This is a genomic window from Nocardia sp. NPDC127579 (genome assembly GCF_042672005.1).
GTDB lineage: Bacteria > Actinomycetota > Actinomycetes > Mycobacteriales > Mycobacteriaceae > Nocardia.
Genome location: NZ_JBHXVZ010000006.1, coordinates 249,085 through 272,800, shown reverse-complemented (window position 1 = coordinate 272,800; position 23,716 = coordinate 249,085). Strand labels below are relative to the sequence as shown.

The 23,716-nt window shown below is 69.0% G+C and carries 17 protein-coding genes; 11 read left to right on the top strand and 6 right to left on the bottom strand.

Annotated features, from left to right (window positions below):
• Positions 1 to 4: 4 nt before the first annotated feature.
• A complete protein-coding gene (locus ACFVMC_RS21850) occupies positions 5 to 1,237 on the bottom strand; it encodes a DUF4192 domain-containing protein (protein WP_379212887.1) in 1,233 nt (410 codons plus the stop codon).
• A 167-nt stretch (positions 1,238 to 1,404) separates the two neighbouring features.
• Positions 1,405 to 2,106, bottom strand: coding sequence for a sensor domain-containing protein (locus ACFVMC_RS21845; protein ID WP_379212885.1), 702 nt, complete (start codon positions 2,104 to 2,106; stop codon positions 1,405 to 1,407).
• Between the two features lie 328 nt (positions 2,107 to 2,434).
• Between ACFVMC_RS21845 and ACFVMC_RS21840 the strand changes: the two genes are divergently transcribed.
• The 8 genes from ACFVMC_RS21840 to ACFVMC_RS21805 all read left to right on the top strand — a co-directional run bounded on the left by ACFVMC_RS21840 (position 2,435) and on the right by ACFVMC_RS21805 (position 15,388).
• A complete protein-coding gene (locus ACFVMC_RS21840) occupies positions 2,435 to 3,370 on the top strand; it encodes a PAC2 family protein (RefSeq protein ID WP_379212883.1) in 936 nt (311 codons plus the stop codon).
• A gap of 45 nt (positions 3,371 to 3,415) precedes the next feature.
• A complete protein-coding gene (locus tag ACFVMC_RS21835) occupies positions 3,416 to 5,914 on the top strand; it encodes a DEAD/DEAH box helicase (protein WP_379212881.1) in 2,499 nt (832 codons plus the stop codon).
• Positions 5,915 to 6,051: 137 nt separating this feature from the next.
• Entirely contained in the window at positions 6,052 to 7,164 is a 1,113-nt protein-coding gene (locus tag ACFVMC_RS21830; RefSeq protein WP_379213270.1) for a type III PLP-dependent enzyme, read from the top strand.
• Positions 7,165 to 7,175: 11 nt separating this feature from the next.
• Entirely contained in the window at positions 7,176 to 8,378 is a 1,203-nt protein-coding gene (speD, locus tag ACFVMC_RS21825; RefSeq protein WP_379212880.1) for an adenosylmethionine decarboxylase, read from the top strand.
• An 89-nt stretch (positions 8,379 to 8,467) separates the two neighbouring features.
• Positions 8,468 to 9,550: an AAA family ATPase gene (locus tag ACFVMC_RS21820; protein ID WP_379212878.1), complete on the top strand. Its 1,083-nt coding sequence runs from the start codon at positions 8,468 to 8,470 to the stop codon at positions 9,548 to 9,550.
• Positions 9,551 to 9,556: 6 nt separating this feature from the next.
• Complete coding sequence (locus ACFVMC_RS21815; protein WP_379212876.1) at positions 9,557 to 12,022, top strand: DUF5682 family protein; 2,466 nt, start codon at positions 9,557 to 9,559, stop codon at positions 12,020 to 12,022.
• Positions 12,015 to 13,142 (top strand): VWA domain-containing protein, encoded by a 1,128-nt coding sequence (locus ACFVMC_RS21810; RefSeq protein ID WP_379212875.1) that lies wholly within the window; start codon positions 12,015 to 12,017, stop codon positions 13,140 to 13,142. The genes ACFVMC_RS21815 and ACFVMC_RS21810 overlap by 8 nt, the downstream gene beginning before the upstream one ends.
• The gene (locus tag ACFVMC_RS21805; RefSeq protein WP_379212873.1) at positions 13,139 to 15,388 is read left to right on the top strand and encodes a hypothetical protein; all 2,250 of its coding nucleotides are present in this window, start codon (positions 13,139 to 13,141) and stop codon (positions 15,386 to 15,388) included. Before ACFVMC_RS21810 ends, ACFVMC_RS21805 begins: the two co-directional genes overlap by 4 nt.
• Before the next feature lie 361 nt (positions 15,389 to 15,749).
• On the opposite strand, the gene ACFVMC_RS21800 is transcribed toward ACFVMC_RS21805, so the two are convergent.
• From ACFVMC_RS21800 to ACFVMC_RS21785, 4 genes are all read right to left on the bottom strand, one after another.
• Positions 15,750 to 16,487, bottom strand: coding sequence for an SDR family NAD(P)-dependent oxidoreductase (locus tag ACFVMC_RS21800; protein WP_379212871.1), 738 nt, complete (start codon positions 16,485 to 16,487; stop codon positions 15,750 to 15,752).
• Positions 16,488 to 16,565: 78 nt separating this feature from the next.
• On the bottom strand, positions 16,566 to 17,156 hold the full coding sequence (locus tag ACFVMC_RS21795; protein WP_379212869.1) for a TetR family transcriptional regulator C-terminal domain-containing protein: 591 nt from the start codon (positions 17,154 to 17,156) through the stop codon (positions 16,566 to 16,568).
• A 44-nt stretch (positions 17,157 to 17,200) separates the two neighbouring features.
• Positions 17,201 to 17,974: an MBL fold metallo-hydrolase gene (locus tag ACFVMC_RS21790; protein WP_379212867.1), complete on the bottom strand. Its 774-nt coding sequence runs from the start codon at positions 17,972 to 17,974 to the stop codon at positions 17,201 to 17,203.
• 56 nt (positions 17,975 to 18,030) lie between these two features.
• Positions 18,031 to 18,948: a hydrogen peroxide-inducible genes activator gene (locus ACFVMC_RS21785; protein ID WP_379212865.1), complete on the bottom strand. Its 918-nt coding sequence runs from the start codon at positions 18,946 to 18,948 to the stop codon at positions 18,031 to 18,033.
• A gap of 92 nt (positions 18,949 to 19,040) precedes the next feature.
• On the opposite strand from ACFVMC_RS21785, the gene ACFVMC_RS21780 reads away from it, so the two are divergent.
• The 3 genes from ACFVMC_RS21780 (at position 19,041) to ACFVMC_RS21770 (ending at position 23,663) form a co-directional block, all read left to right on the top strand.
• Positions 19,041 to 19,628 carry a peroxiredoxin gene (locus ACFVMC_RS21780; RefSeq protein WP_379212864.1) on the top strand — a complete coding sequence of 196 codons (588 nt, stop codon included), beginning with the start codon at positions 19,041 to 19,043 and terminating at the stop codon, positions 19,626 to 19,628.
• 49 nt (positions 19,629 to 19,677) lie between these two features.
• Positions 19,678 to 20,217: an alkyl hydroperoxide reductase gene (locus tag ACFVMC_RS21775; RefSeq protein WP_379212862.1), complete on the top strand. Its 540-nt coding sequence runs from the start codon at positions 19,678 to 19,680 to the stop codon at positions 20,215 to 20,217.
• Between the two features lie 92 nt (positions 20,218 to 20,309).
• Positions 20,310 to 23,663, top strand: coding sequence for a DUF4132 domain-containing protein (locus ACFVMC_RS21770; protein WP_379212860.1), 3,354 nt, complete (start codon positions 20,310 to 20,312; stop codon positions 23,661 to 23,663).
• The last annotated feature ends 53 nt before the right edge of the window (positions 23,664 to 23,716 follow it).

The window sequence follows — 23,716 nt, the reverse complement described above, 5'->3', positions numbered from 1 at the left end:
GGCCTCATCGGACCAGCGGTCCGAGGTCGATGCCGAGATCGGCGGCGATCGTGTGACCGCTGCGCCCCACCCGGCGCAGCGGCCCCGGTCGCATCCCCGATCGCAGACCGGTTTCCAACAGTTCGGCCATCGTGTGGTCCGGGTCGGCCGCCAGCGCCGCGTCCAACGCCATTCCGGCGAACGGCCCGTCGCCACGCACATAGGCGCCGTAGCCGAGCAGTGTCGCCGCGTCGGCGCGTTCCGGGCCGGGCAGTGCTCGCACCATGCGCAGCCACAGGCGTTCGGCCGCGGCGGCGTGATCGGTGTAGGCCAGCGCGTACAGCGACCCGCGCACCGGCGGTTCCCGCAGTGCGCCAACGAGTTCCGCGATGGCCCGCGGTTCGGGCAGCGCGCCGGAGGCAGTGTGCGCGATCTGCCACAGCACCATCTCCAGCAGCCCGCGGTGATAGCCGTCGAGATCGTCGTGGCGCACGGCGCGGATGTATCGATCGCGGCCGTGTTCGCCGGTGTCCGCCAGGTGCGCGGCGACGCGGGCGCACAGGTCGGGGTCCGGAGCCAGCAGCGCGGTCAGCTCGGCACGGGAACCGTGGATCGGGCGACCGTCGAGCACGCTGGCCAGCGCCATCGACGAGTGCGCCGGATCGGGCAGCACACCGCCGCCGGGCGCGCCGAGCAGCGGCCACCAGTGTTCGCCCGCGCCGATGGCGGGCACCGCCCAGGCTCCGGCCAGGCGAATCTCGTGCGTGGTCAGCAGGGTGCCCAGCGCGGCGATCAGCGCCGTGTGCCGATCGGCGCGGCGCGGCGCCTGAGGCCCGGGCGCGGCGCGGTCGTCGACGAGGACGGCCAGCACATCCCGCGACTGTTCGGCCGCGCAGATCCGGGCGAGGCAGTCCGCGATCCGGACGGCCATCCCGCCGCGCCCGCTCGGCGGTTCCAGATCGAAGCGGGCCATGGCGTCGATCAGCGGGCCCGTGTCGGGCGGCTGCCCGGCCCGCAGCACGGCCACCACGAGCGAGCGCTGCGGGACGAATCCGAGCATCGACGGCAGCGCGGCGATCAGCGCGCCGGGTTCGTCGATGCGCAGGGGCGAGCGAGTCCAGGACCCGCCGCGATAGAACGGGGTGGGAGCGGCGCAGTTGGCCGGTGCGGGCCGGGTCCGGAGTGGAAGCCCGGTGGCGCAGTAGGGGTTCGGGGCGCTGTGCCCGAGGTCGGCGGGGCGTTCGGCAGAGGTGGTCATGGGCCGAGCATGCGCGCTGCCGCTGTCGCGGGCGTCGCGACGACCTGGGCGTTCGAGCGCACTGGGGACAACCGGAAATCAGTGGATAACTCGTAGTCGCGGCCGGGCGCGGTCCGGAATCCGTCGGTGCCCCCTGCTATAACCGCGGCGGGGCCACCGTGTGCCCATCAGCGGGCGCGCACCCGCTCCACCGTCGCGGTGAACAACCGCTCCAGCGCCGCCCGGTCCGGGTCCGGCACTCCGAACGTCATGTAGGTCACCGTGATCCGCACATCGCCCACCTGGCCGAGCAGCGTCTGCATCGACTGGTTCAGCCGGGCACCGCCCAGATCGGGAATCACGGTGCGGCGCAGGCCGATCGAGTCGTCACCGACCGGCGGCGCGGCCTCCAGCCGGGTCACGACCGTGGTGATCGCACCGGCCTGGCCGACATGGATCTCGGCGCACCGCGCCAGCTGTTCGCGCAGGGCGGACAGCGGCTGACCGGTCCGGGCCAGCTCGACGGTGATCGTCGTGCGCGATCGATCCTCGGTGCCGACGGCGATCGCGGTCTGGTCGGGCCCGAACCGCTGCTCCGGCGGCGCGCAGTCGCCCGGGTGCACGAGGGCGCCGCGGGTGATCCCGTTCAGGTCCCCCGCCGCCTGGGCGGCAGCCTCGGGCGGCAGCACCACCACCGAATACCCCTCCGGGAACTGGGCCTGCGCGGGGAGCAACTCGTTCAGTCCCGTGGCCACATACGCCTGCACCGTCGCCGCCTCACCTGCCACGGGATGACCTGCGAGGGTGGCGCCGCACCCGGTGAGCACCAGCGAAGCGCTCAGCGCGGCGGCTCCCAGCCACCGCGCGCGTGCGGACCCCGGCACATTCACGCGGCCCACTGTGCCAAATCCGCCACGCCCGCCCGTGATGCCACGCCGACTCCCATGCGGGCACACACGGGCCGGCAGGGCATGCTTGAACGACCTCGGATCGGGAACCCCGATCCAGACCGACTCCCCCCGCGGGAATGCCGCGGGCCGATCGGCTGTTGCGTGGACAGAGAGCGGTGTCCACGACCGTGCGCGGTGCGAGTCACCGTCATGGGGGACAATGGACATGGTCGACGCACCGCGCAGTGCAACACCGGGTAACGCGAGGACACCGAGGTCCGAGCTACTCGAAAAGCCGGAAAGCGGACCGCGCAGGAAGGAGTACGCGATGGAGCACGAGTCGCGAATGTATGAGCTGGAGTTCCCGGCTCCGCAGCTGTCGTCCGATGACGGCTCGGGCCCGGTCCTGGTGCACGGGCTGGAGGGTTTCACCGACGCCGGGCACGCGGTCCGGCTGGCCACCACGCATCTGCGCGAAAGCCTGGAGAGCGAACTGGTCGCCTCCTTCGACGTCGACGAGTTGCTCGACTACCGGTCGCGTCGCCCCCTGATGACGTTCAAGACCGATCATTTCAGTGAGTACGCCGAGCCCGAGCTGAACCTGTGGGCCGTCAAGGACACCGACGGGACCCCGTTCCTGCTGCTGGCCGGTATCGAACCGGATCTGCGCTGGGAGAAGTTCACGGCCGCGGTGCGGCTGCTGGCCGAGCAGCTCGGCGTGCGCCGCAGCATCGGCCTGTCCGCCATTCCGATGGCGATCCCGCACACCCGTCCGCTGGGTATCACCGCGCATTCCTCGGATCGGTCGCTGATCTCCGATCATCAGCGTTGGCCCGGCGAGTTGCAGGTGCCAGGCAGCGCCTCCTCGCTGCTCGAGTTCCGGATGGCACAGCACGGCCACGAGTCGGTCGGGTTCTCGGTGCATGTGCCGCACTATCTGGCACAGACGGCCTATCCCGAGGCCGCGCAGACCCTGCTGGAGAACGTCGCCGACAACGCGGGCCTGTCCATTCCGCTGGCCGCGCTCGGTGAGGCGGCGGCCCGGGTCCGTGAGCAGGTCAACGAGCACGTCTCGGGCAATACCGAGGTGGAGACGGTGGTCAACGCCCTGGAACGCCAGTACGACAGTTTCGTCTCCGCACAGGAGCAGCAAACTTCCCTGCTGGCCAGTGACGAGGAGCTGCCCAGCGGTGACGAGCTGGGCGCGGAGTTCGAGCGTTTCCTCGCCGAGCAGGGCGGCTACGACGGCGAGGGCTCGAAGTAGTTCCCTGTACGGGCCATCCGGTGGGTGGCCCGTAGGGTGGAACGAGTGGATCTGACCGAACTGCTCGAGATACCGGGGACCGACGCCGACGCGCTCTACGAGAGTTTCGCCCTGTGGGCCGAGGCGCAGGGCACCCCGCTGTATCCGGCGCAGGACGAGGCGATCATGGAGCTGGCCTCGGGATCCAATGTCATCCTTGCGACGCCGACGGGCTCCGGCAAATCCCTGGTGGCGGTCGGCGCGCACCTGTTCGCGCTGACCCGGGGTCTGCGCACCTACTACACCGCCCCGATCAAAGCCCTGGTCAGTGAGAAGTTCTTCGCGCTGTGCGAGGTGTTCGGCGCGGACAAGGTCGGCATGGTGACCGGCGATGCGGCGGTCAACGCCGACGCGCCCATCATCTGCGCGACCGCGGAGATCCTGGCCAATCTGGCGTTGCGTGAGGGCGCGGCGGCCGAGGTGGGTCAGGTCGTGATGGACGAGTTCCATTTCTACGCCGATCCGGATCGCGGCTGGGCCTGGCAGGTGCCGTTGATCGAGCTGCCGAATGCCCAATTCCTGCTCATGTCGGCCACTTTGGGCGAGGTCGATTTCTTCGCCGAGGATCTGCGCCGCCGCACCGGCAATCCGACCGCGATCGTGGCCGGTACCGAACGTCCGGTGCCGCTGAGTTTCTCCTACGCACGGACCCCGATCACCGAGACGCTCGAGGATCTGGTCACCACCAACCAATCCCCGGTCTACGTCGTGCATTTCACCCAGGCGGCGGCGCTGGAGCGGGCGCAGGCGCTGACCAGCGTGAATTTCGCCTCGCGCGCGGAGAAGGACGCGATCGCGACGGCGCTCGGCGATTTCCGGTTCGCGTCCGGTTTCGGCAAGACCCTCTCGCGGTTGATCCGCCACGGCATCGGTGTGCATCACGCGGGCATGCTGCCCAAATACCGGCGGCTGGTGGAGCGGCTGGCCCAGGAGGGGCTGCTCAAGGTGGTCTGCGGCACGGACACGCTCGGTGTCGGCATCAATGTCCCGATCCGCACCGTGCTGCTGACCGGTCTGACCAAATACGACGGGGTACGCACTCGGCGGCTCAAGGCCCGTGAGTTCCATCAGATCGCCGGGCGTGCGGGCCGCGCCGGATTCGACACCATGGGCACGGTGGTGGTGCAGGCGCCCGAGCACGAGGTGGAGAACACCAAGCGGCTGGCCAAGGCCGGCAACGATCCGGTGAAGCAGAAACGCGTGCAGCGCCAGAAGCCTCCGGCCGGTTTCGTCTCCTGGAGTGAGGAGACCTTCGACCGGCTGGTCGCCGCACAGCCCGAGCCGATGGTGTCCCGCTTCACCGTCACCAATTCGATGCTGCTCAACGTGATCGCCCGCCCCGGCAATTGTTTCGACGCCATGCGTCATCTCCTGGAGGACAATCACGAGCCGCGCCCCGCCCAGCGCAAGCACATCCTGCGCGCGGTCCGGCTCTATCGGGCGCTGCGCGATGCCGGTGTGGTGCAACAGCTTCCGGAGCCCGACGACCAGGGCCGCCGGGCTCGTCTCATGGTCGATCTGCAACGTGATTTCGCGCTGGATCAGCCGCTGTCGCCGTTCGCGCTGGCCGCGCTGGACCTGCTGGACAAGCAGTCACCCGGCTACACCCTGGAGGTGATCTCGCTCATCGAGTCGACGCTGGAGGATCCGCGGCAGCTGCTGATGGCACAGCAACACAAGGCGCGCGGCGAGGCGATCGCGGAGATGAAGGCCGACGGCATCGAGTACGACGAGCGCATGGAACTGCTCGAGGAGGTGACCTGGCCCAAGCCGCTGGCCGAGCTGATCGATCCCGCCTACGAGACCTATCGCGCCGGGCATCCGTGGGTGTCGGAGTTCGCGCCGTCGCCGAAGTCGGTGGTGCGCGACATGATCGAGCGTTCGATGACCTTCGCCGAACTGATCTCGCACTACGAGCTGGCCCGTTCGGAGGGCGTGGTGCTGCGCTATCTCGCCGACGCCTATCGCGCGCTGCGCCGCACCGTGCCCGACGCAGCCCGCACCGAGGAGCTCGACGACATCACCGAGTGGCTCGGTGAGCTGATCCGCCAGGTCGATTCCAGCCTGCTCGACGAATGGGAGCAGCTGACCGGTCCCGGAGCGGAGTCCGACAGCGATCAGGTCGCCTTCGGCGCGGAGTCGATCCGCCCGATCAGTGCCAACACCCGCGCCTTCCGGGTCATGGTCCGCAATGCCATGTTCCGCCGGGTCGAGCTGGCCGCGCTGCGCCGCTGGGACGACCTGGCCGCCATGGGCACCGGACCGGACTGGGAGGACGAGCTCACGCCCTATTTCGAGGAGTACGAGCGGATCGGTACCGGCCCCGATGCCCGCGGTCCGCAACTGTTCCAGGTCGAGCAGCGCCCCGGTTTCTGGCACGTCCGCCAGACCCTGGACGATCCGGCGGGCGATCACGGCTGGGCACTGACCGCGACGGTGGATCTGGCCGAGTCGGACGCGGCGGGCGAAGTGGTGTTCGACGAGGTCGCCGTCACGGCGGGCTGACCGCCGCGACAGTGACGCCCACGACCCGGCTCCGGTTCGTTTTTCCAGGCCAACCGCGTGTATTGTCGCGGACTGTTGCCTGCACCCCACCCCTGCTGACGATCGAAAAGAGTTCCCTTAGATTGACCGATCGAAACCTGCTCGAATCACCGTATCTGGTCATCGAGCCGAACCGGGTCCGCGCGAACTATCGCGCCCTGCGAGCCGCATTCGCACCGGCGACGTCCACGGCGCGAATTCGCTTCGCCGTCAAGGCGAGTCCGGTGCCGGAGATCATCCGGCTCCTGAACGGCGAGGGCGCCGAGTTCGACGTCGCCAGCATCGGTGAGATCGAGCTCGCTCGCGCGCAGGGCGTCGATCCGGCGGTCATGTGCTACGGCAATCCGATCAAGAAGGCCGCCGATATCGCCCGCGCCTACGCGCTCGGGGTGCGTCGCTACGCCTTCGACACCGAGGACGATCTGCTGCGGATCGCCGCGCACGCGCCCGGTGCCGAGGTCGAGTGCCGGTTCCTGGCCGCGACGCCCGCCTCCACCACCCCGTTCGGCACCAAGTTCGGATGCGCGCCCGCCGAGGCGGTGCGCCTGCTGGTGCGGGCCCGCGATCTCGGGCTGATCGTGGCCGGTCCGTATTTCCATGTCGGCTCGCAGCAGACCGACCCGTCCGCGTGGCGGATCGGCATCGAGCAGGCCGCAACTATCTCGAAGGCGCTGGCCGACAAGGACATCGAAACCCGATCGGTGAATATCGGTGGCGGGCTGCCGATCTCGTACGCCACCACCGCCCCGGCTCTCGACGAGATCGCGGCGGTGGTGAACTCCGCGGTCGCCGAGTTCCTGCCCGCCGGCGCCGGCCTGGTGGTCGAACCGGGCCGCGCCCTGGTCGGCGACGCCGGCACCATCCACGCCGAGGTGATCGGCATTCGCATCGCGCCGGACGGACGGCGCTGGGTGTATCTCGACATCGGCCGCTACAACGGCATGGCCGAGACCGAGAACGAGTACATCGCCTACCGATTCGTCACCGAACGTGACGGAGATCCCCTCGATGAGGCGGTAGTCGCCGGACCGACCTGCGATGGCGACGATGTACTGTATCAACGCACGAAGGTCCTGTTACCGACCACGTTGCGAGCCGGTGATCCCATCCGGATCCTGCATACCGGCGCCTATACCGCGAGTTACTCGTCGGTGTCCTTCAATGGTTTTCCGCCCTTGACCGTCCATGTCTCGGGCGCTGAGCGAGAGTGAGTTTGCCAATAATGACGGCGGATTTCACCGGCTGGCATGTGCTGGCCGAGTTCGGTGGTGTCGACGCGACCCTGTGCGACGACCTCGAACGACTCGAATCGGCGTTGCGTGAGTCTCTGATCGCGGCGGGCGTCACCATCTGCGATGTCGTACACAAGAAGTTCGATCCGCAGGGGGTGACCGTCCTCGCGCTGTTGTCGGAGTCCCACGCCTCGATTCACACTTATCCGGAGTCCGGCGACATCTTCGTCGACGTCTTCACCTGCGGCAGCATCGGCGCGGGTGCGACGAAGGCCGTCGAACTACTACGTGACAAGCTCGAACCCACAGCTGTCCGCATGCAGGTGATCCAGCGCGGGCACGGTGCCGAGAAGATCAACGAACCCGTCGGCGCCGGTCTGACCCGGGTCTGGGATCTGAGGAAGATCATCGTCGATACCCATACGCCGTTCCAGCACATGGTGATCGCCGAGACCGATCAGGGCGTGAGCCTGTTCTCCGACGAGGACCGCCAGTCCACCGAGTTCTCCCAGCTCACCTACCACGAGGCGATGCTGGTGCCGGGGTACGCGCTGGCCGAGAAGCTGGAGCGGGTGCTGATCGTCGGATCCGGTGAGGGTGTCGCCTCGCAGATGTCGGCGGCGGCGGGCGCGTCGCTGGTCGATCACGTCGACATCGATCAGCTCGAGGTCGAGCTGTGCGCGAAGCATCTGCCCTACGGCTACAGCGAGACCGAACTGGCCGCCGCCGTCGCCCACGACGGCCCGATCAAGCTGCACTACGCCGACGGCTGGGACTTCCTGGCCGATGCGGCGGCGGCCGGTACCCGCTACGACATGATCGTCATCGATCTGCCGGACGAGCGGGTCGAGGACGCCCAGCACAATCGCCTCTACGAGGACGAGTTCTTGCAGCGATGTAAGTCGCTGCTGGCCGAGGGCGGCGTGCTCGCCGTGCAGGCCGGGTGCCAGACGATGTGGCGCAACGAGACACTGAAGCGCTCCTGGGATCGTTTCCACACGCTGTTCGACACGGTGGTGCCCTACGCCAGCGACGAGCACGAATGGACGTTCCTGTTCGGTGTGGCCAAGCCGATCGCGGATCCGGTGGCGCAGATGACCGAGCGGCTGGCGACGCTGCCGTACCGGCCGCAGACGCTGGACGCGCGGGCGCTGCTGCGCGGGTCGATCGAACCGTTCGCGCTGCGCAAATAAGGCAGATCCGCAAGGCCCGCACGGTGTTCCGTGCGGGCCTTGCGGTTTTCCGGTCGCGATGTGTCGGTGTCTGGCGCTAGGTTCGCACCATGACCGCCATCGAAACCCGGCAGCGACCGCCCGCCGAACAGCGTTGGGCCGCGGAGCTGGCGTTGCTGCGCGATCGCGATACCGCTCCGCGCCCACCCGGATGGCAGTTGTCGGTGGCGGCGGCCAGGGCGTTCATCGCCGGTGATCCGGCGCTGGGTATCACGCGCAAGTTCGTCGGTGACGCGTCGCTGATCGATCGCGCGCTGGTCAGCTTGGCAACCACCCGTGGCCTACTGCTCACAGGTGCGCCGGGCACCGCGAAATCGCTGCTGTCGGAGCTGCTTTCGGCCGCGATCGCCGGTGATTCGACCTTGACGATCCAGGGTGGCGCCGCCACCACCGAGGATCAGATCCGCTACGGCTGGAACTACGCGCTGCTGGTCTCCGAGGGGCCCTCGCAGCGGTCGCTGGTGCCCGCGCCGATGCTGCGCGGGATGCGCGAGGGCAAGATCGTACGGTTCGAGGAGCTCACCCGATGTCCGCTGGAGGTGCAGGATTCGATCCTGTCGCTGCTGTCGGATCGGGTGCTGGCGGTGCCGGAACTGGGCGAGATGGTCTATGCCGTCGAGGGTTTCAATGTGATCGCCACCGCCAATACCCGTGATCGGGGCGTGAACGAGATGAGCGCCGCCCTCAAACGTCGCTTCAATTTCGAGACCGTGTTCCCCATTCCGGATCTGCGGACCGAACTGGCGCTGGTCGAAGCCGAGGCGACCGCGCTGCTGCGGCGTTCGGGTGTGCCGCAAGCGCCGGCCCGGGATGTGCTGGAGGTCCTGGTCACCACTTTTCGCGAATTGCGTTCCGGTGCTACCGAATCCGGCGACTCGCTGGATCGGATGTCGGCGGTGATGAGTACCGCGGAGGCGGTATCGGTGGCGCACGCGGTGGGTCTGCGCGGCTGGTATCTGCGCGGGGAACCCGGCGCCGCCGGGGATATCGTCGCCTGCCTGGCCGGTACCGCGGCCAAGGACAACCCCGACGACCTCGCCCGCGTGCGGCGCTATCTGGAGCAGCAGGTGCCGCGTAAGTCCGGTCCGGTGTGGAAAGCGTTGCACGACGCCAGATTCGACCTGCCCGGCTGATCGGTCATGCCCGTCACCTTTCTCGGCGTACGGCATCACAGCCCGGCGTGCGCCCGCCTGGTCCGCGACACCATCCGCACCCTGCGGCCCGCGCACGTGCTGGTCGAGGGTCCCGCCGATATGAACGACCGCTTGGACGAGCTACTGCTCGGCCATGAGCTGCCGGTCGCGGTGTTCACCAGCTACCGCGACGAGGACACCCGCCACGTCTCCTGGGCCCCGCTGTGCGAGCACTCCCCCGAGTGGGTGGCACTCACCGAAGGCCGCGCCGCCGGGGCCGAGGTCCGCTTCATCGATCTCCCGGCCTGGCATCCGGCCTTCGCCGACCTGGAGAACCGCTACGCCGACCCCGAACGCCGCTACGAGCAGGTACTCGACCGCCTGTGCCGGGACTTCGCCGTCGACAATATCGACACCCTGTGGGACCACCTCTTCGAAACCGGCACAACCGATCTCGCGACCGAACTCGCCGCCTACTTCGATCTCGTGCGCGGCACGGACCTCGCCTCCCGCAGCGACCTGATCCGCGAGGAATACATGGCCAGCTGGATCACCGCCGCCGCCACCGACACCCCCACCGACCCTGTCCTCGTCGTCACCGGTGGATTCCACCGCCCCGCCCTGATCGCCCGCTGCACCGCAACGGGCTTTCCGGTCGCGCACTTCGGAGCGCCCTCCGGTCTCCCGGGCCCTCGCGCCGATTGTCCCGAGTCCGCCACCCCGGCAACCCGACCGGCGGACAACGCAGCACACCATCGACCGGATTTCCCGCCCGGCCGCCCCGCCACATCACTCGGCTCAGCCGATACCTCGCCCGGGCGAGTCGACATCGGTACCCGATGGCCGGAGGTGCCCGCGTTCCCCGATGGCGCGGTTGGCGGCAGCTATCTCGTGCCGTTCAGTTTTCGCAGGCTGGACGCGTTCGCGGGGTATCAGTCCGGAATGCCTTCGCCCGCTTACTATCAGCGACTCTGGGCGGAGGGAGCCGAGCGTGCCGCCGAAGCGATCACCGAAGCGGTGGTATCGCGATTGCGGATGCGGGGGCAGGTGGTGTCGACCGCGGATCTGATCGGGGCGCGGGCGCTCACGCTCGGGTTGAGCCGATTGCGCGGGCATGACGTACCCACGCGCACCGATGTGCTGGACGGGCTGGCCGGTGGTCTGATCAGCGATGCGCTCGATCGGCCACTGCCGTGGACGGGGTCCGGCCGGTTGCGGGCGGGCACCGATCCGGTGGTGGTCGAGATGGTGGCCGCGCTGTCCGGCGACGCGGTCGGCCGATTGCACGCCGATACCCCGCACCCGCCGCTGGTCGGCGATGCCGCACGGGAATTGGCGCGCTGCGCGGTCCCCGATCCCGGCCGCGCGACCCTCGATCTGACCACCGCGGCCGGGCTGGATACGAGCCGGGTGCTGCACCGGCTGCGCATCCTGGAAATCCCCGGATTCGCCCGGTGGATGGGCCCTACCGCGGGGGACGCGCCCGTTCTCGGTGAACGCTGGGAGATCACCGACTCCCCGAACCGCTTGCCCGCCTTGATCGAGGCCGGCGCTTTCGGCGCGACGTGCGCCGAGGCCGCGGCCGCCCGGATCGGTGATCGGGTCGCACGCGACACCGATCCCGGGCAACTGGCCGACGCATTGTTCGACGCGGTCCTGTGCGGGTCGAGCGGGCTGGCCGAGCAGATCGTCGGCACACTGCGCGACACCATCGAAACAGTCAGTGACACAAACGGTCTCGGCCGGCTGCTCGCGGTGACGCTCGGATTGTGGCGGCACGACCGCGTGTTCGGCGCCAGCGGCGCGCCCGCGCTGGCCGCGGTGCTCGATGCCGCCGTGCTGCGCGCGCTGTGGCTGATCGAAGGGATCCGTGGTGGCCCCGCTCCCGCCGACCCCGGTCTGCTGCACGCGCTGATCGCGGTCCGCGACGCGGTATTGCACGCGGAGCGAATTCTCACCGTGGCCCGCGCCGATGTGGTCGGTGTGTTCCATCGGTGCTCGGCCGCCGACCGTCCCCCGGCGCTGCGAGGCGCCGCGCTGGGCCTGGTCTCGGTCCTCGCGCCCGAGCAGACCGCGGATCTGGCGCGCGCGATTCGGTCGGCGGCAGCACCGGCGGTGTTCGGCGATTTCCTGGCCGGGCTGTTCGCGCTCGCCCGTGAGCAGGTGCACACCGATCATGCCGCCGGTGGCTCGAGCCTGCTGTCGGTGCTGGATACCCTGCTCGGCTCTTTGCACCACGACGATTTTCTCGCCGCGCTGCCCGCGCTGCGCCAGGCTTTCGCCTGGTTCCCGCCGCGTGAGCGCGCTGCCATCGCAACCCGGTTGCTCGCGCTGCGTGGCCTGACCGGTTCCGGCGCGGCGCTGATCCGGATCCGCGCCGATCCCGAGGCGCTGGCGCACGCGCAGGCCGTCGAATCGCGCGTGAGCGAACTGCTCGAGGCGCACGGTCTGCTCGGAAGTGGCGATGACTGAACCCGGAATCGATCCGGTCCTCCAGCGGTGGCGACTGGTCCTCGGTGATCCCGGGGCCGCGTTGAACGGCGGCGCGCTCGGCGCCGACGCGCAGCGCCAGGACGCGGCACTGGACTGGTTGTACGCACGCGATGCCGACCTGGATCGTCGAGATGTGCGGCGTTCGGCAGGCAGTGACCCGTCGGTGGTCACCGCCGTGGATTGGCTCGACGAGATCCACCAGCTGTTCCCGAAACAGACGATCGAACGGCTGGAACGAGATGCCGTGCAGCGCTATGGGTTACACGAGGTGATCACCGACCCGGGTGTGCTGGAGCGGCTGGAGCCGAACGCGCATCTGCTCGGCGCGGTCCTGCGCACCAAACACCTGATGAATCCCGAGGTGCTGCGGCTGGCGCGGCGCATCGTGGAGCAGGTGGTGCGTGAGCTGATGGACAAGCTCGCCACCGAGATCCGCACCAGTTTCCACGGTGCGCGTTCGCGACGGCCGAGCCGGATTCCCCGCGCGGCCGACTTCGATTTCCCGAAGACGGTGCGCGCCAACCTGGCTCACTATCGGCCCGAGGAACGCAGGCTGTATGTCGAGACCGCGCATTTCCGTTCCCGCTCCCGCCGTCACCTGGATCGCTGGCAGGTGATCCTGCTCGTCGACCAGTCCGGTTCCATGCTGTCCTCGGTGATCCATTCCGCGGTGACCGCCGCCTGCCTGTGGGGCCTGCCCGGCATCGATACCCACCTGATCGCCTTCGACACCTCCGTTGTCGATCTCACCTGCGAGATCGACGATCCGGTGGAGTTGCTGCTGCGCGTCCAGCTCGGCGGCGGCACCGATATCGCGCGCGCCCTCGCCTACGCCGCGCAGCTCGTACAGGTGCCGCGCCGGACCGTCATAGCCGTCATCAGCGACTTCTACGAGGGCGGCGATCCGGCCTGGCTGGTCCGCACCGCCACCGACCTGGTCGGCGCGGGCGTCACCGTCCTCGGCCTGGCTGCCCTGGACGAACAGGCCGACCCCGCCTTCGATCGGGTCATGGGCCAGCGCCTGGCCGACGCCGGCGTCCACGTCGGCGCGATGACGCCCGGCGAACTCGCCACCTTCCTCGCCGAAACGATCGGATGACCGTGCGCCCCGACCTGCTCGCCCTCACCGACGATTCCCTCGTCGCCCTCGCCAATCGCGGCATCCTCAAACGCGCCGTCAAGGAAAACGCTGCCACCCCACCACAACTCACCGAATCCCCCGACGGCACCGTCACCGCCGTCTTCCTCGACGACATCCGCACCGCTCTCCCACCCGCCACCCCGATCGACGCCGCCACCTGCTCCTGCTCCGCGACCACCCTCTGCCGCCACCTGATCATGACGGTCCTCGCCTACCGCGCCCACACGATCGCCCACACCGAATCACCCATCCCCGCAACGGATCCCCACTCGATCATCGACACCACCCCCACGACGACTCTCCCGCCCGCCACCGTCGATATCCCCCGGACGCGGGGGTACGACTCCGACGCGGCCGACTCCCAGGTGGGGGCGGCGTGTGAAACTGCTGCGCTCTATACGCCGGGTGGCGCGGGGACGAGCGCGCCCGCGGATGTACCGGGCCGCACCGTGTGGTCGCCCGGTGAGTTCGGCGACGATGAGTTGCGGAAGGTGGTGGGGGTGCGGGCTTTCGGGGTGGCGGTGCGGGCGCGGCGGAGCGGGTATCGGGCGCGGGTGCGGCGGGCGACGGCGGCGGATCCGGTGCCGTCGGTGGAATTGGCTTCGGTGACGGTGCGGTTTCTGGTGCCGGGGGATCTGGGGTACGCGCGGGCGGATGCGGCGAGCGGGGCGCGCGCGGATGCGATCGTGTTGGCGGTGTGGGCTTTTCAGGTGGCGGATGCCCGGAGTCCGGAGGTCGAGTCGGTCGAGGTGACCGTCGGTGAGATGGCCGATGGGGCCGCGGCGGTGGCGGCGGCGGGGTCGGTGCTGGGGCCGCTCGCGGATCTGCTCGCCGACGGCGTCGCGCACGCGGGGTCGCAGCTGCCCGCGATTTTCGCCGCGGCACAACGGGATCTGGATCGGGCAGGCGCGCGCTGGTCGTTCGACGCGCTGGCGGACCTGCTGGATCAGCTGGACGCCTATTCCGAGCGCAGTGCGCGGCACGATCCGCGGCGTACCGCCGCATTGGTCGCCGAGCTCGTGGCGCGGCAGCGGGCCGGCCGTCGCGACTGGGTTCCGGTGCTGGGCACCGAGGAGTCGGCGAGTACGCCGCTGCGGCATCTGCGGATGACCGGGTTGGGCGCGCTGGTGCACGGCGACGCCGAATCCCGCAGGGTAGAGGTGTATCTCGCGCATGCCGAGGCGCGCACGGTGCTCACTCTGGCCCGCACGATCACCGCCCGCGACGGCGCGGAGCTCCCGGACGCGGCCGCGCTCGGCGCGCGCCGCAGCGGCCCCGCCCGGCTGGCCGATTACGCGGCGGGCAATGTCGTCACCGAGACCGCGGTCCGGTCGGCGAATCGGATCGTGCGGTTGTCGAGCAACCGGGTCGCGCGCAGCACGGTCATGCCGTCGGCGGGCAGCTGGGACAACCTGCCGCCGGAACTGTTGCTCGGCGACTTCGCCGCCGAATCGGCCCGTCTGGCCACCTCGGCGCCGACGCTGATCCAGCCCCGCGTGCGCGGTGCGTCCGTGCGCGCGTTGATCATCGATCGCGTCGACGAACCCCGCTACGACCCGGGCGAACAGCGCCTGCGCACCTGGCTGCACGGTCCGACCGGCTCCGCGCTGGCCACCTGCACCCACGCCACGGCCACCGCGGGTGCCATCGATGCGCTCATCCAGGCCTTCTCGGGCGTGTTCGGCCCGGTCCGCTTCGTCGCCGGCCCGCTGCACCGGCACGCGGGCCACCTCACCATCACCCCGACCGCCGTCGTCGCGGGCGAGCGCGTCATCGTCCCGGCTTTCGCCGACCCGACATCGCCACAGACACCGAATACCGCTCCACCGCACGCAGATCCACCCCCCATCCCCCCGACCGCTGTCGCCGCGGGCAGGCGCGGCATCACCGCGGCTATCGCCGAGGCGACATTGTCGTCGGCACCGAATTGCGCGCCGCTGCACGCAGATCCGCCCCCCTCCGCCCTCACCGCAGCCCTGTCGTGCACGGCGGAACTGCTACACCGCGGTACCCGCCACCTCCCACCCACCTGGCCATCCCGCACAGCCGAGGTCGCGGGCGCCCTCCGCCGCGCCGGATTCCATACCGCCGCAACGGCTGTCGATGCCCTCCGCGATCTCACCCCAGACACCCCGCCACACCATGCGCTCACCCGCTGGGCCGACACGCACATCCGACTACTCGTGACCACCGAACAACTCTGATCAACCGGACAGTCCGCATAGTTCGGCCGCGACGGCATCGCCGACGGGCGCGGCCGAGACAGTGAGACAGACGTCGAGCGGCTAGAAGACCTCGGTTGTCGCGGCCACGTACAAATTCGACACCCGAACCTCGGTTGCACGCGCGGAAACCAAACCGCCCACGGCCGCGAAGAACCGACAACAACGCCACACGTCAAGTGACGAAGTCACCACCCGAACCCCAGTCGCACGCGCGGAAACCAAACCGCCGGTGGCCGCGAAGAACCGACAACAACGCCACACGCCAAGTGACGAAGTCACCACCCGAACCCCGGTCGCACGCGCGGAAACCAAACCGCCGGTGGCCGCGAGGTATCGGCGATTACGCCGCGCGCCCGGTGATGAATCCACCGTCGATCGGCAGGATGTGCCCGGTCGTGAAGGTCGCGTCGGCGAGATACAGGGCGGCCGCGGTGGTTTCGGCGACCTCGCCGACTCGGTTGAGCAGGGCCAGCCGCCCGGCGCTGGTTTCGTCACCGTCGCCGAAGAGCGGGGTGCGGATGATGCCGGGTGCTATGGCGTTGACCCGGATCCCGTCGGCGGCGAGTTCGGCGGCGAGGCTGGTGGTCAGGGCGTGTACGCCGCCCTTGCTGACCAGGGCGGCCGATGCTGGCAGGCCGGCGAGCGCGTGGTCGATCAGGACAGTGCCGACGTTGACGATGCTGCCGCCGCCACCTTGGCGCAGCAATTGGCGCACGACCGCCTGCGTGACACGGAAGGTGCCCTTCAGATTCCCGTCGAGATAGGTGTCGAGGTCGGCCTCGGTCACGTCGACGAAAGGCTTCGCGCCGAAGATTCCGGCATTGTTGATCAGGACGTCGACGCGCCCGAATCGTTCGACGGCGGTCCGCACCAGTTCGGATCCCGTTGCCGTGGAGCCGATATCGCCGACGACCTGCGCGAGACGTTCGGGTGCGCCGAGTTCGGCGGCGACCGCGTCGAGTTTGTCCGCGTCGCGTCCGTGCAGCACCACAGTGTCGCCGCGGGTGAGGAACGCGCGGGCGATGTCGCGCCCGATGCCGCTGGAGGATCCGGTGACGATGACTGTCTTGGTGGACATGTGCTTCTCCTTCATCATTCGATACGACCGGTCGTCTTGGAACGGCTACCCGCCGCCCCGGCTCGACGAACCCGGTGTTCAGGGTCGGAAATAGTCGTCGAGCAACCGGGCCAGACACTTGTGCAGCGGCTCGAGCGTGCGATCGATCTTCATCCGCACCACGGCCCCCTCCCACGCTTCGATCAGCAGATCGGCGAGTTCGGTGGCCGGGATGTCGGCGCGAATGGTCCCGAGTTCCTGGGCCGCGCGCAGGGCTTCGGCCACCCGATCCCGCCACGCGCGGAACGCGGCGGACAGCGACTCCCGCAGCACCGTGCTGCCTTCGAGCTCGGCACCGAGGTTGACGATCAAACATCCACCGGTGTAATCGTTTTCGGCGAACTCGGCGGTCAACCGTTCGAAGAACACGCGCAGTCCGGCGATCGGGTCGGCGTCGGATCCGAAGGCCGCGGCCAGGTTTCGCTGAATGCACTGCGAGTGACATTCGATCACCGCCTGGCCGAACGCCTCTTTGCTGTCGAAGTAGTTGTAGAACGACCCTTTCGGCACACCGACCGCGTCGAGTACCTGTTTGATGCCGGTGCCGTGATACCCGTTCACGAGAAACCCGGCCGCACCCTCTTCCACGAGGAGTTGCCGGGTGTCGTCACTGCGCCGGGGTCGAGCCATGCCATCAATATACGACCGGTCGTCTTGAAACTCAACCGTGCCGGTCAGGCCGACAATCGACGGAACGCGCCCGGGTCATGCGAACAGAAGATGGTGATCTGGTCACCGTGTGCTCGATTGAGCTCGACCAGTCGCCGCCGATTGTCGTGATACGCGCCGGGCACGATCGCCCCGGTCTCGTACAGCCGCCAGATCAGCGGCGTGTGCGGCCGCACCGGGTCGATCTCGCTGCCGAGATAGAAGGCGTCGCCCGCGTGCAGCAGCCAACCGGCACCGGTGTCGACGGCGACGCCGACATGTCCGCGAGTGTGCCCGGGCAGCGGCACCACCAGGATCTCCGACGGCAGTCCGGGCAGATCGCGCACCGCCCGGAAACCGAACCAGTCGGCGCCGCCGCCGATCTCGTGGGCCAGCCACTTCGGCTCGTGGGCCCACTGCTGCCCGCGGTAACGCACCCGCTCCGCCAGCGTCTCGGGATTGGTCACCGCCCGCAGTTCCGGCCCGTGCACATGCACGGTCGCGCCGGGAAAGTCGGCGAGCCCACCGGCGTGGTCGAGGTCCAGATGGGTGACGATGATGTCGCGCACGTCGGCGGGGTCGTGGCCGAGTGCTTCGATCTGCCGGATCGCGGTCTCCCGCTCGCGCAACGCGGCGCCGAACGCGAAGCGGGCCGGCCCGACCATGCGCCCGGGTTCGCGTACGCACCCGAGCCCGTATCCGGTATCGACGAGCACCAGCCCCCGATCGGTTTCGATCAGCAGGCAGTGGTCGACCACACCCTGGGCCATGGTGCCGCAGTTGAGATGATGAATCCGCACGGCCCGAGCGTCCCAGACGGTGACCACCCGGTCAATACGGCGAAACCAGGGGCCACCTACGGCATCGACCGCGGGCGCTGTTCTCGAACGATCTCGGCCAGCTGTTCGTAATCGTCGCGACGCGCGGTCGACGCGCGGAAGGCCAGTCCCAGCGTGCGCCCCGGCGCGGGCGCGGCGAAGCGAGCGGTATCGAGGGTGCCGCGGGCGGTCTCGGCGGCGACGGCCATCTCCGGAATCAGGGTGACGCCCAATCCGCCTGCGACACACTGGACCACGGTGGTCAGCGAGGCGGCGCGGGTATCCCCGACCGAACTCGGCTGAGCATCGGCGGACCGGCAGAACTCCAGGGTCTGATCGCGCAGGCAGTGGCCTTCGTCGAGCAGCAGCAGCGGCAGGGTGTCCAGGGTCGCGGCGGCGATGCCGGTCTGCCCGGCCAGCTCGTGACCGCGCGGCGTCACCAAGACGAATTCCTCGGTGTAGAGCGGAATTTCGGTGAGACCGGGCGCCTCGGTGGGCAATGCCAGCAGGGCGATGTCGAGGACGCCGGTGCGCAAACCGTCGAGCAGCCGGGCGGTTTGATCCTCGATCACCTGTGGCGCCAGCCCGGGCACCCGTCGCCGCAACTCGGGCAGCAGCGCGGGCAGGACGTAGGGCGCGACGGTCGGAATGATGCCCATCCGCAAGGTTCCGCCGAGGCCGTCGCCGGTGGCGGAGGCGACGAATCGGTCCGCCGCCTCCAGGGTTGCCATCGCCTGCGGCAGCAGGCGCGTGCCCTCCGCGGTCACCAGCACGCGCCGGGTGCTGCGCTCGATCAGCTGCAGCCCCAGTCCGTTTTCGAGGGCGGCCAATGCCTGCGATAACGTGGGTTGGCTCACACCGAGCCGTGCGGCCGCGGTACCGAAATGGCGATACTCCGCGACTGCTACGAACGCACGCAGCTGTGACAGTGTGGGCTGATAAGTCTGATCAGTCACGCCTATCAGTCTAGTGCGACTGATCACCTTTACCTTTCGTAGGCCCCTAGGCAAGATCGCTGAAGCCACCCCACAAGGACGAGGAGACAAGCATGGCCCTGCTGACCATCGGCGACCAGTTCCCGGCGTACAACCTCACCGCTGTCATCGGCGGTGACCTGTCGAAGGTCGACGCTCAGCAGCCTGACGACTACTTCACCCGCATCACCTCCGACGACCACGCCGGCAAGTGGCGCATCGTCTTCTTCTGGCCGAAGGACTTCACCTTCGTCTGCCCCACCGAGATCGCCGCGTTCGGCAAACTGAACGAGGAGTTCGAGGACCGCGACGCGCAGGTTCTGGGCGCCTCGGTGGACAACGAGTTCGTGCACTTCCAGTGGCGCGCACAGCACGAGGACCTGAAAACCCTGCCCTTCCCGATGCTCTCGGACCTCAAGCGCGAGCTCGCCGCCGCCTGCGGCGTGCTCAACAACGACGGTGTCGCCGACCGCGCCACCTTCATCGTCGACCCGAACAACGAGATCCAGTTCGTCTCGGTCACCGCCGGTTCGGTCGGCCGCAATGTCGACGAGGTGTTGCGCGTGCTGGACGCCCTGCAGTCCGACGAGCTGTGCGCCTGCAACTGGAAGAAGGGCGACCCGACGATCGACGCGGGCGAACTCATGTCCGCCGGCGTCTGAGCCCACCCCCGATCCCTGTCTCCCACGCACCGAAGGAACGAATTTCACGATGAGCATTGAGAACCTGAAGAACTCCCTCCCCGAGTACGCCAAGGACCTCAAGCTCAACCTGTCCTCGCTCAGCCGCACCACCGTGCTGAACGAGCAGCAGCTGTGGGGCACCCTGCTCGCGTCGGCGGCCGCGACCCGGTCGGCGAGCACCCTGCGTGAAATCGCCGAGGAAGCCGCCGACAACCTGTCGGCGGAGGCGTACAACGCCGCACTCGGCGCCGCCTCGATCATGGGCATGAACAATGTGTTCTACCGGGGCAAGGCGTTTCTGGAGGGCCGCTACGACGATCTGCGCGCCGGTCTGCGGATGAACATCATCGGCAACCCGGGCGTCGACAAGGCCGATTTCGAGCTGTGGTCCTTCGCGGTGTCCTCGATCAACGGTTGCGCGCACTGCCTGGAGGCGCACGAGAAGACGCTGCGTGAGGCGGGCGTGTCCCGTGAGGTGATCTTCGAGGCACTGCGGGCGGCCGCGATCGTGGCCGGCGTCGGCCAGGCGGTGGAGTCCACCGCGGTGCTGGCACCCGCCACCGTGTAAGCGCTCGCGACTCCGGCCCCGTTCCGAAAGGGACGGGGCCGGAGTCGTTTTCGGGGTCGGCACTTGTCGGACCGGCTGGCTAGCCTGTCCCCATGTCCGCCGAGACGCTGTCCGCATCCGATCAGTCCTGGACCGTGCCCGCCACCTGGCGGTCGAAGGTCGAGCCGTTCCGTGGCCGGTCCGGCGCGTCGGCGAAGCTGAAACCACAAGCGGCCCAAGCCGTTCAGGCAGTTCTGACGGATTCGCCGATGCTGCTCGGCGCGGCGCTGCCGCATCCGCTGTCGCACGCCGCGCTGGCCGGGCGTGGCGCCGAGTATCTGGGCGCGCCCGCGGCGAGCACCGATCCGCTCGGGGCGGCGGTCTGCCTGGCCATCGGGTCCTATCCCCGCGTGCCCTCCGAAACCCGCGAGTGGGAACATACCGGTGTGCTCGGCGAGCCGCAGGATCTCGCCGACTACCTGGTCCACACCCACGGCTACGGCTTCGCGGTAACCGTGGTGGCGGCGCTCACCGGCATCGTCTGTCAGCACAACGATCCGGCCGTGCCCGACAACGCCCGGCACAGCGACGACTGGCGGGACAAGTCGGAGCACTTCTACGTCAAACCGTCACCGCGTGCCTATCCCGATCCACCGCTCATGCGCCGGCTCCGGGCGCTGCTGGCCTCGGCCGGCGACGCCGACTACGCGGAGGCGGTCGCCGCCGCGGCCCGGCTGCGCGTGCGCGGCGGTCTGCCGATCCGATTGCTCACCTCGTTCCTGCTTCCTACCCAACAAGATTGGGTCGCCGCCGATCTCACCGATGACGCGCTCGCCAAGGGCTCGCGTCGCGCGGTCTGGTTGCTCGCCTCGGTCACCCGGCCGGACCACGCCGCACGGGTCCTCGATCTGCTCGATCACAACAACGGGGACGTGCTGAACAAGAACCGCGAACTGCTGTATTCCCTGGCCGCGCACCTCGGTCCCGAGGCAGTGCCCGCGCTCACCCGATTGACGCGGGTGTGGTTCGCCGGGGCCGATCGGATAACGGATGATTTCCTCGCCCGAATCCTGGCGCACCTCCCCGACGACCTGGCTTTCGAGACGATACTGAACAACTGCTGGAACAAGGGCTCGACGGCCGCGCTCCTCGCCGCGGCCGACCGGTTTCCGCGGCGCGCACTGCGCATCCTCGGCAGCGGCGAGCAACGGCTCCAGCATCGAGACGAGTTCGAGGCGCATGTCCGGCGACATCCGGACCTGACGGCCGAACTCGCCGAGACGCTGCCGGAGCCCGCGCGGCTCGTCGTCGCCGAGATCCTCGCCGCCACCCGATCCGATCCCGCGGCCGAGGCCGACATCCCGGCGATCCTGCTCGATCCGCCCTGGAACCGGCCGCGCAGCAAGGAAACTGTGATTGCCGGGCTGAGACCACCCGCGGGTGTTGATATTTCGTGGCGTGCCGGTGAGCGCGAGCGATGGCTGGAGGTACTGCGTAAGCAGCTCGACGTGCGGCGGGCGACCGCGCACCCCCTCCAGTTCGTCTTGGAGACGATCGCCGAGAAACAGACCATCTCCGGCTACCAGCTGGTCGTTCTCGCCGCGGCCGCCACCGAGGTCGTCGAACCCGTGCTGCGGGAATGCCGCGTGACCTGGATGTGGTCTGACGATTCGCTGTTCCCGCTGATGGCGGCACACGGGGTCGTCACACATGATCTGGTCGTCGATCGAATGCGCACCGACGCCGGTGATCACGCGAATTCGATCGCACCGTTCGAAAGTCCCGAGGCGGCCGAGCTCGCCGCCGCCTGGCTGTCGCTGGTGACCCGCCGTAAAGTCGCCCTGGAGTGGCTGGGTCGTCATCCCGGCTACGCCGCGCGCGCGTTCCTCCCGGGTGCGCTCGGTTCCGACCGCAAGATCCGGCGGACGCACACCGCCGCGCTGCGCGCCCTGGCCGCACTCGGCCATACCGACGAGATCACCACCGCCGCAGCAGAATACGGTGTGACAGCGGCCGTGGCCGAACTCCTCGGCGCCGATCCGGCGATGGTGGTCCCCGCGCGGATCCCGGCCTTCCCGCGCTGGCTGTCGCTCTCGGCACTGCCGTCGCTCCGGCTGCGAGCCGGCGGTGCACTGCCGGACCCGGCGGTCACGAACCTGCTCACGCTGGCGATGCTCTCGGATCCGGGCGCACCGCACGCGAGTTTGCTGCTGGTGCGCGCGGCCTGCGAACCGGAGAGTCTCGGTCGTTTCGTGCTTGCCGTCCACGAGGAATGGCGGCACGCGGGCGGACCCGCTCGCGACAACTGGATCTGGGAGCTGGTGGCGTGCTGCGGCGGCGACACCTGTATCGACATGCTCGCCCAGCGCGTGTACGCCAACGAGGGCCGTGATCGCGCGTTGAACACCCTGGTCGCGATCGGCACGCCCAACGCGCTGCTCGGGCTGCGGGATCTGAGCGAGCGGGCCGAGAAGACCAGCGTCCGCGAGTCCGCGCGAGCCCGGATCACCGAGGTGGCCGAGGGATTGGGTCTGACCGCCGACCAACTCGCCGATCGGCTGGTACCCGATCTCGGGCTGCGGCCCGACGGTACGGCGCTGCTCGATTTCGGTCCCCGGCAATTCCTGGTCGACTTCGACGAGCAGCTGCGACCGGTCCTGACCCGCGAGGACGGCAGTCCGGTGAAAGCGCTCCCGCGGGCGGGAAAGCGGGACGACGCGCACAAAGCCGCAGCGGCCACCGGCACCTATCGTCAGCTGCGCAAGGACGTCAAACGGTTTGCCGCGGACCAGATTCGGCGCCTGGAGCGCGCGATGGTCACCGAGCGGACCTACTCCCCTGCCGAGCTGCGCGCGGACTACATCGAGCATCCGCTGCGCAGACATCTCACCCGCCGCCTGGTCTGGGCCGTCGTACGCGATAGGGAGGTGGATGTCTCGTTCCGGATCGCGGAAGACGATACCTTCGCCGATGCGCAGGACGACGTGCTCACCATTGCCGAAGACGCCGTTCTCGCGATCGCGCACCCGGTGCGCCTGGGGCCGGAGCTGACCGCCGCATGGTCCGAGGTGCTCGCCGATTACGAACTGCTGCAACCATTTCCGCAAGTCGGCCGGGATGTCTACGAGATCGATGAGGCGCTGCTCGACGAGTCTCGCCTGGAGCAGGCGATCGGCCTCGAGATCCCGATCGGCCGCCTGTTCGGCTTGGCCGGCCGTGGCTGGGGGCCGATGGAACGGGGCAGCGGCGGCACCATCGACAACTTCGACAAACCGCTGGGCGATGGTCGGTCGTTCAGCCTCAGCGTCGACCCCGGATTCGAGCCGTACGCGACACCGCCGCCGCTGCACACACTGCGCTGGAATCACCTGTTGGGGCCGGCTCAGGTGACCTTCCGCGATCTCGGCCAGGTCACCCGGTCCGAGATCCTGCGTGATCTCGCGTGGCTGGGTGCCCCGCGCGGGTGAGCGAGCCGTGTCGGTGAACTCCGCTAACGTGTGGACAGTCGAACCGGGGAGGG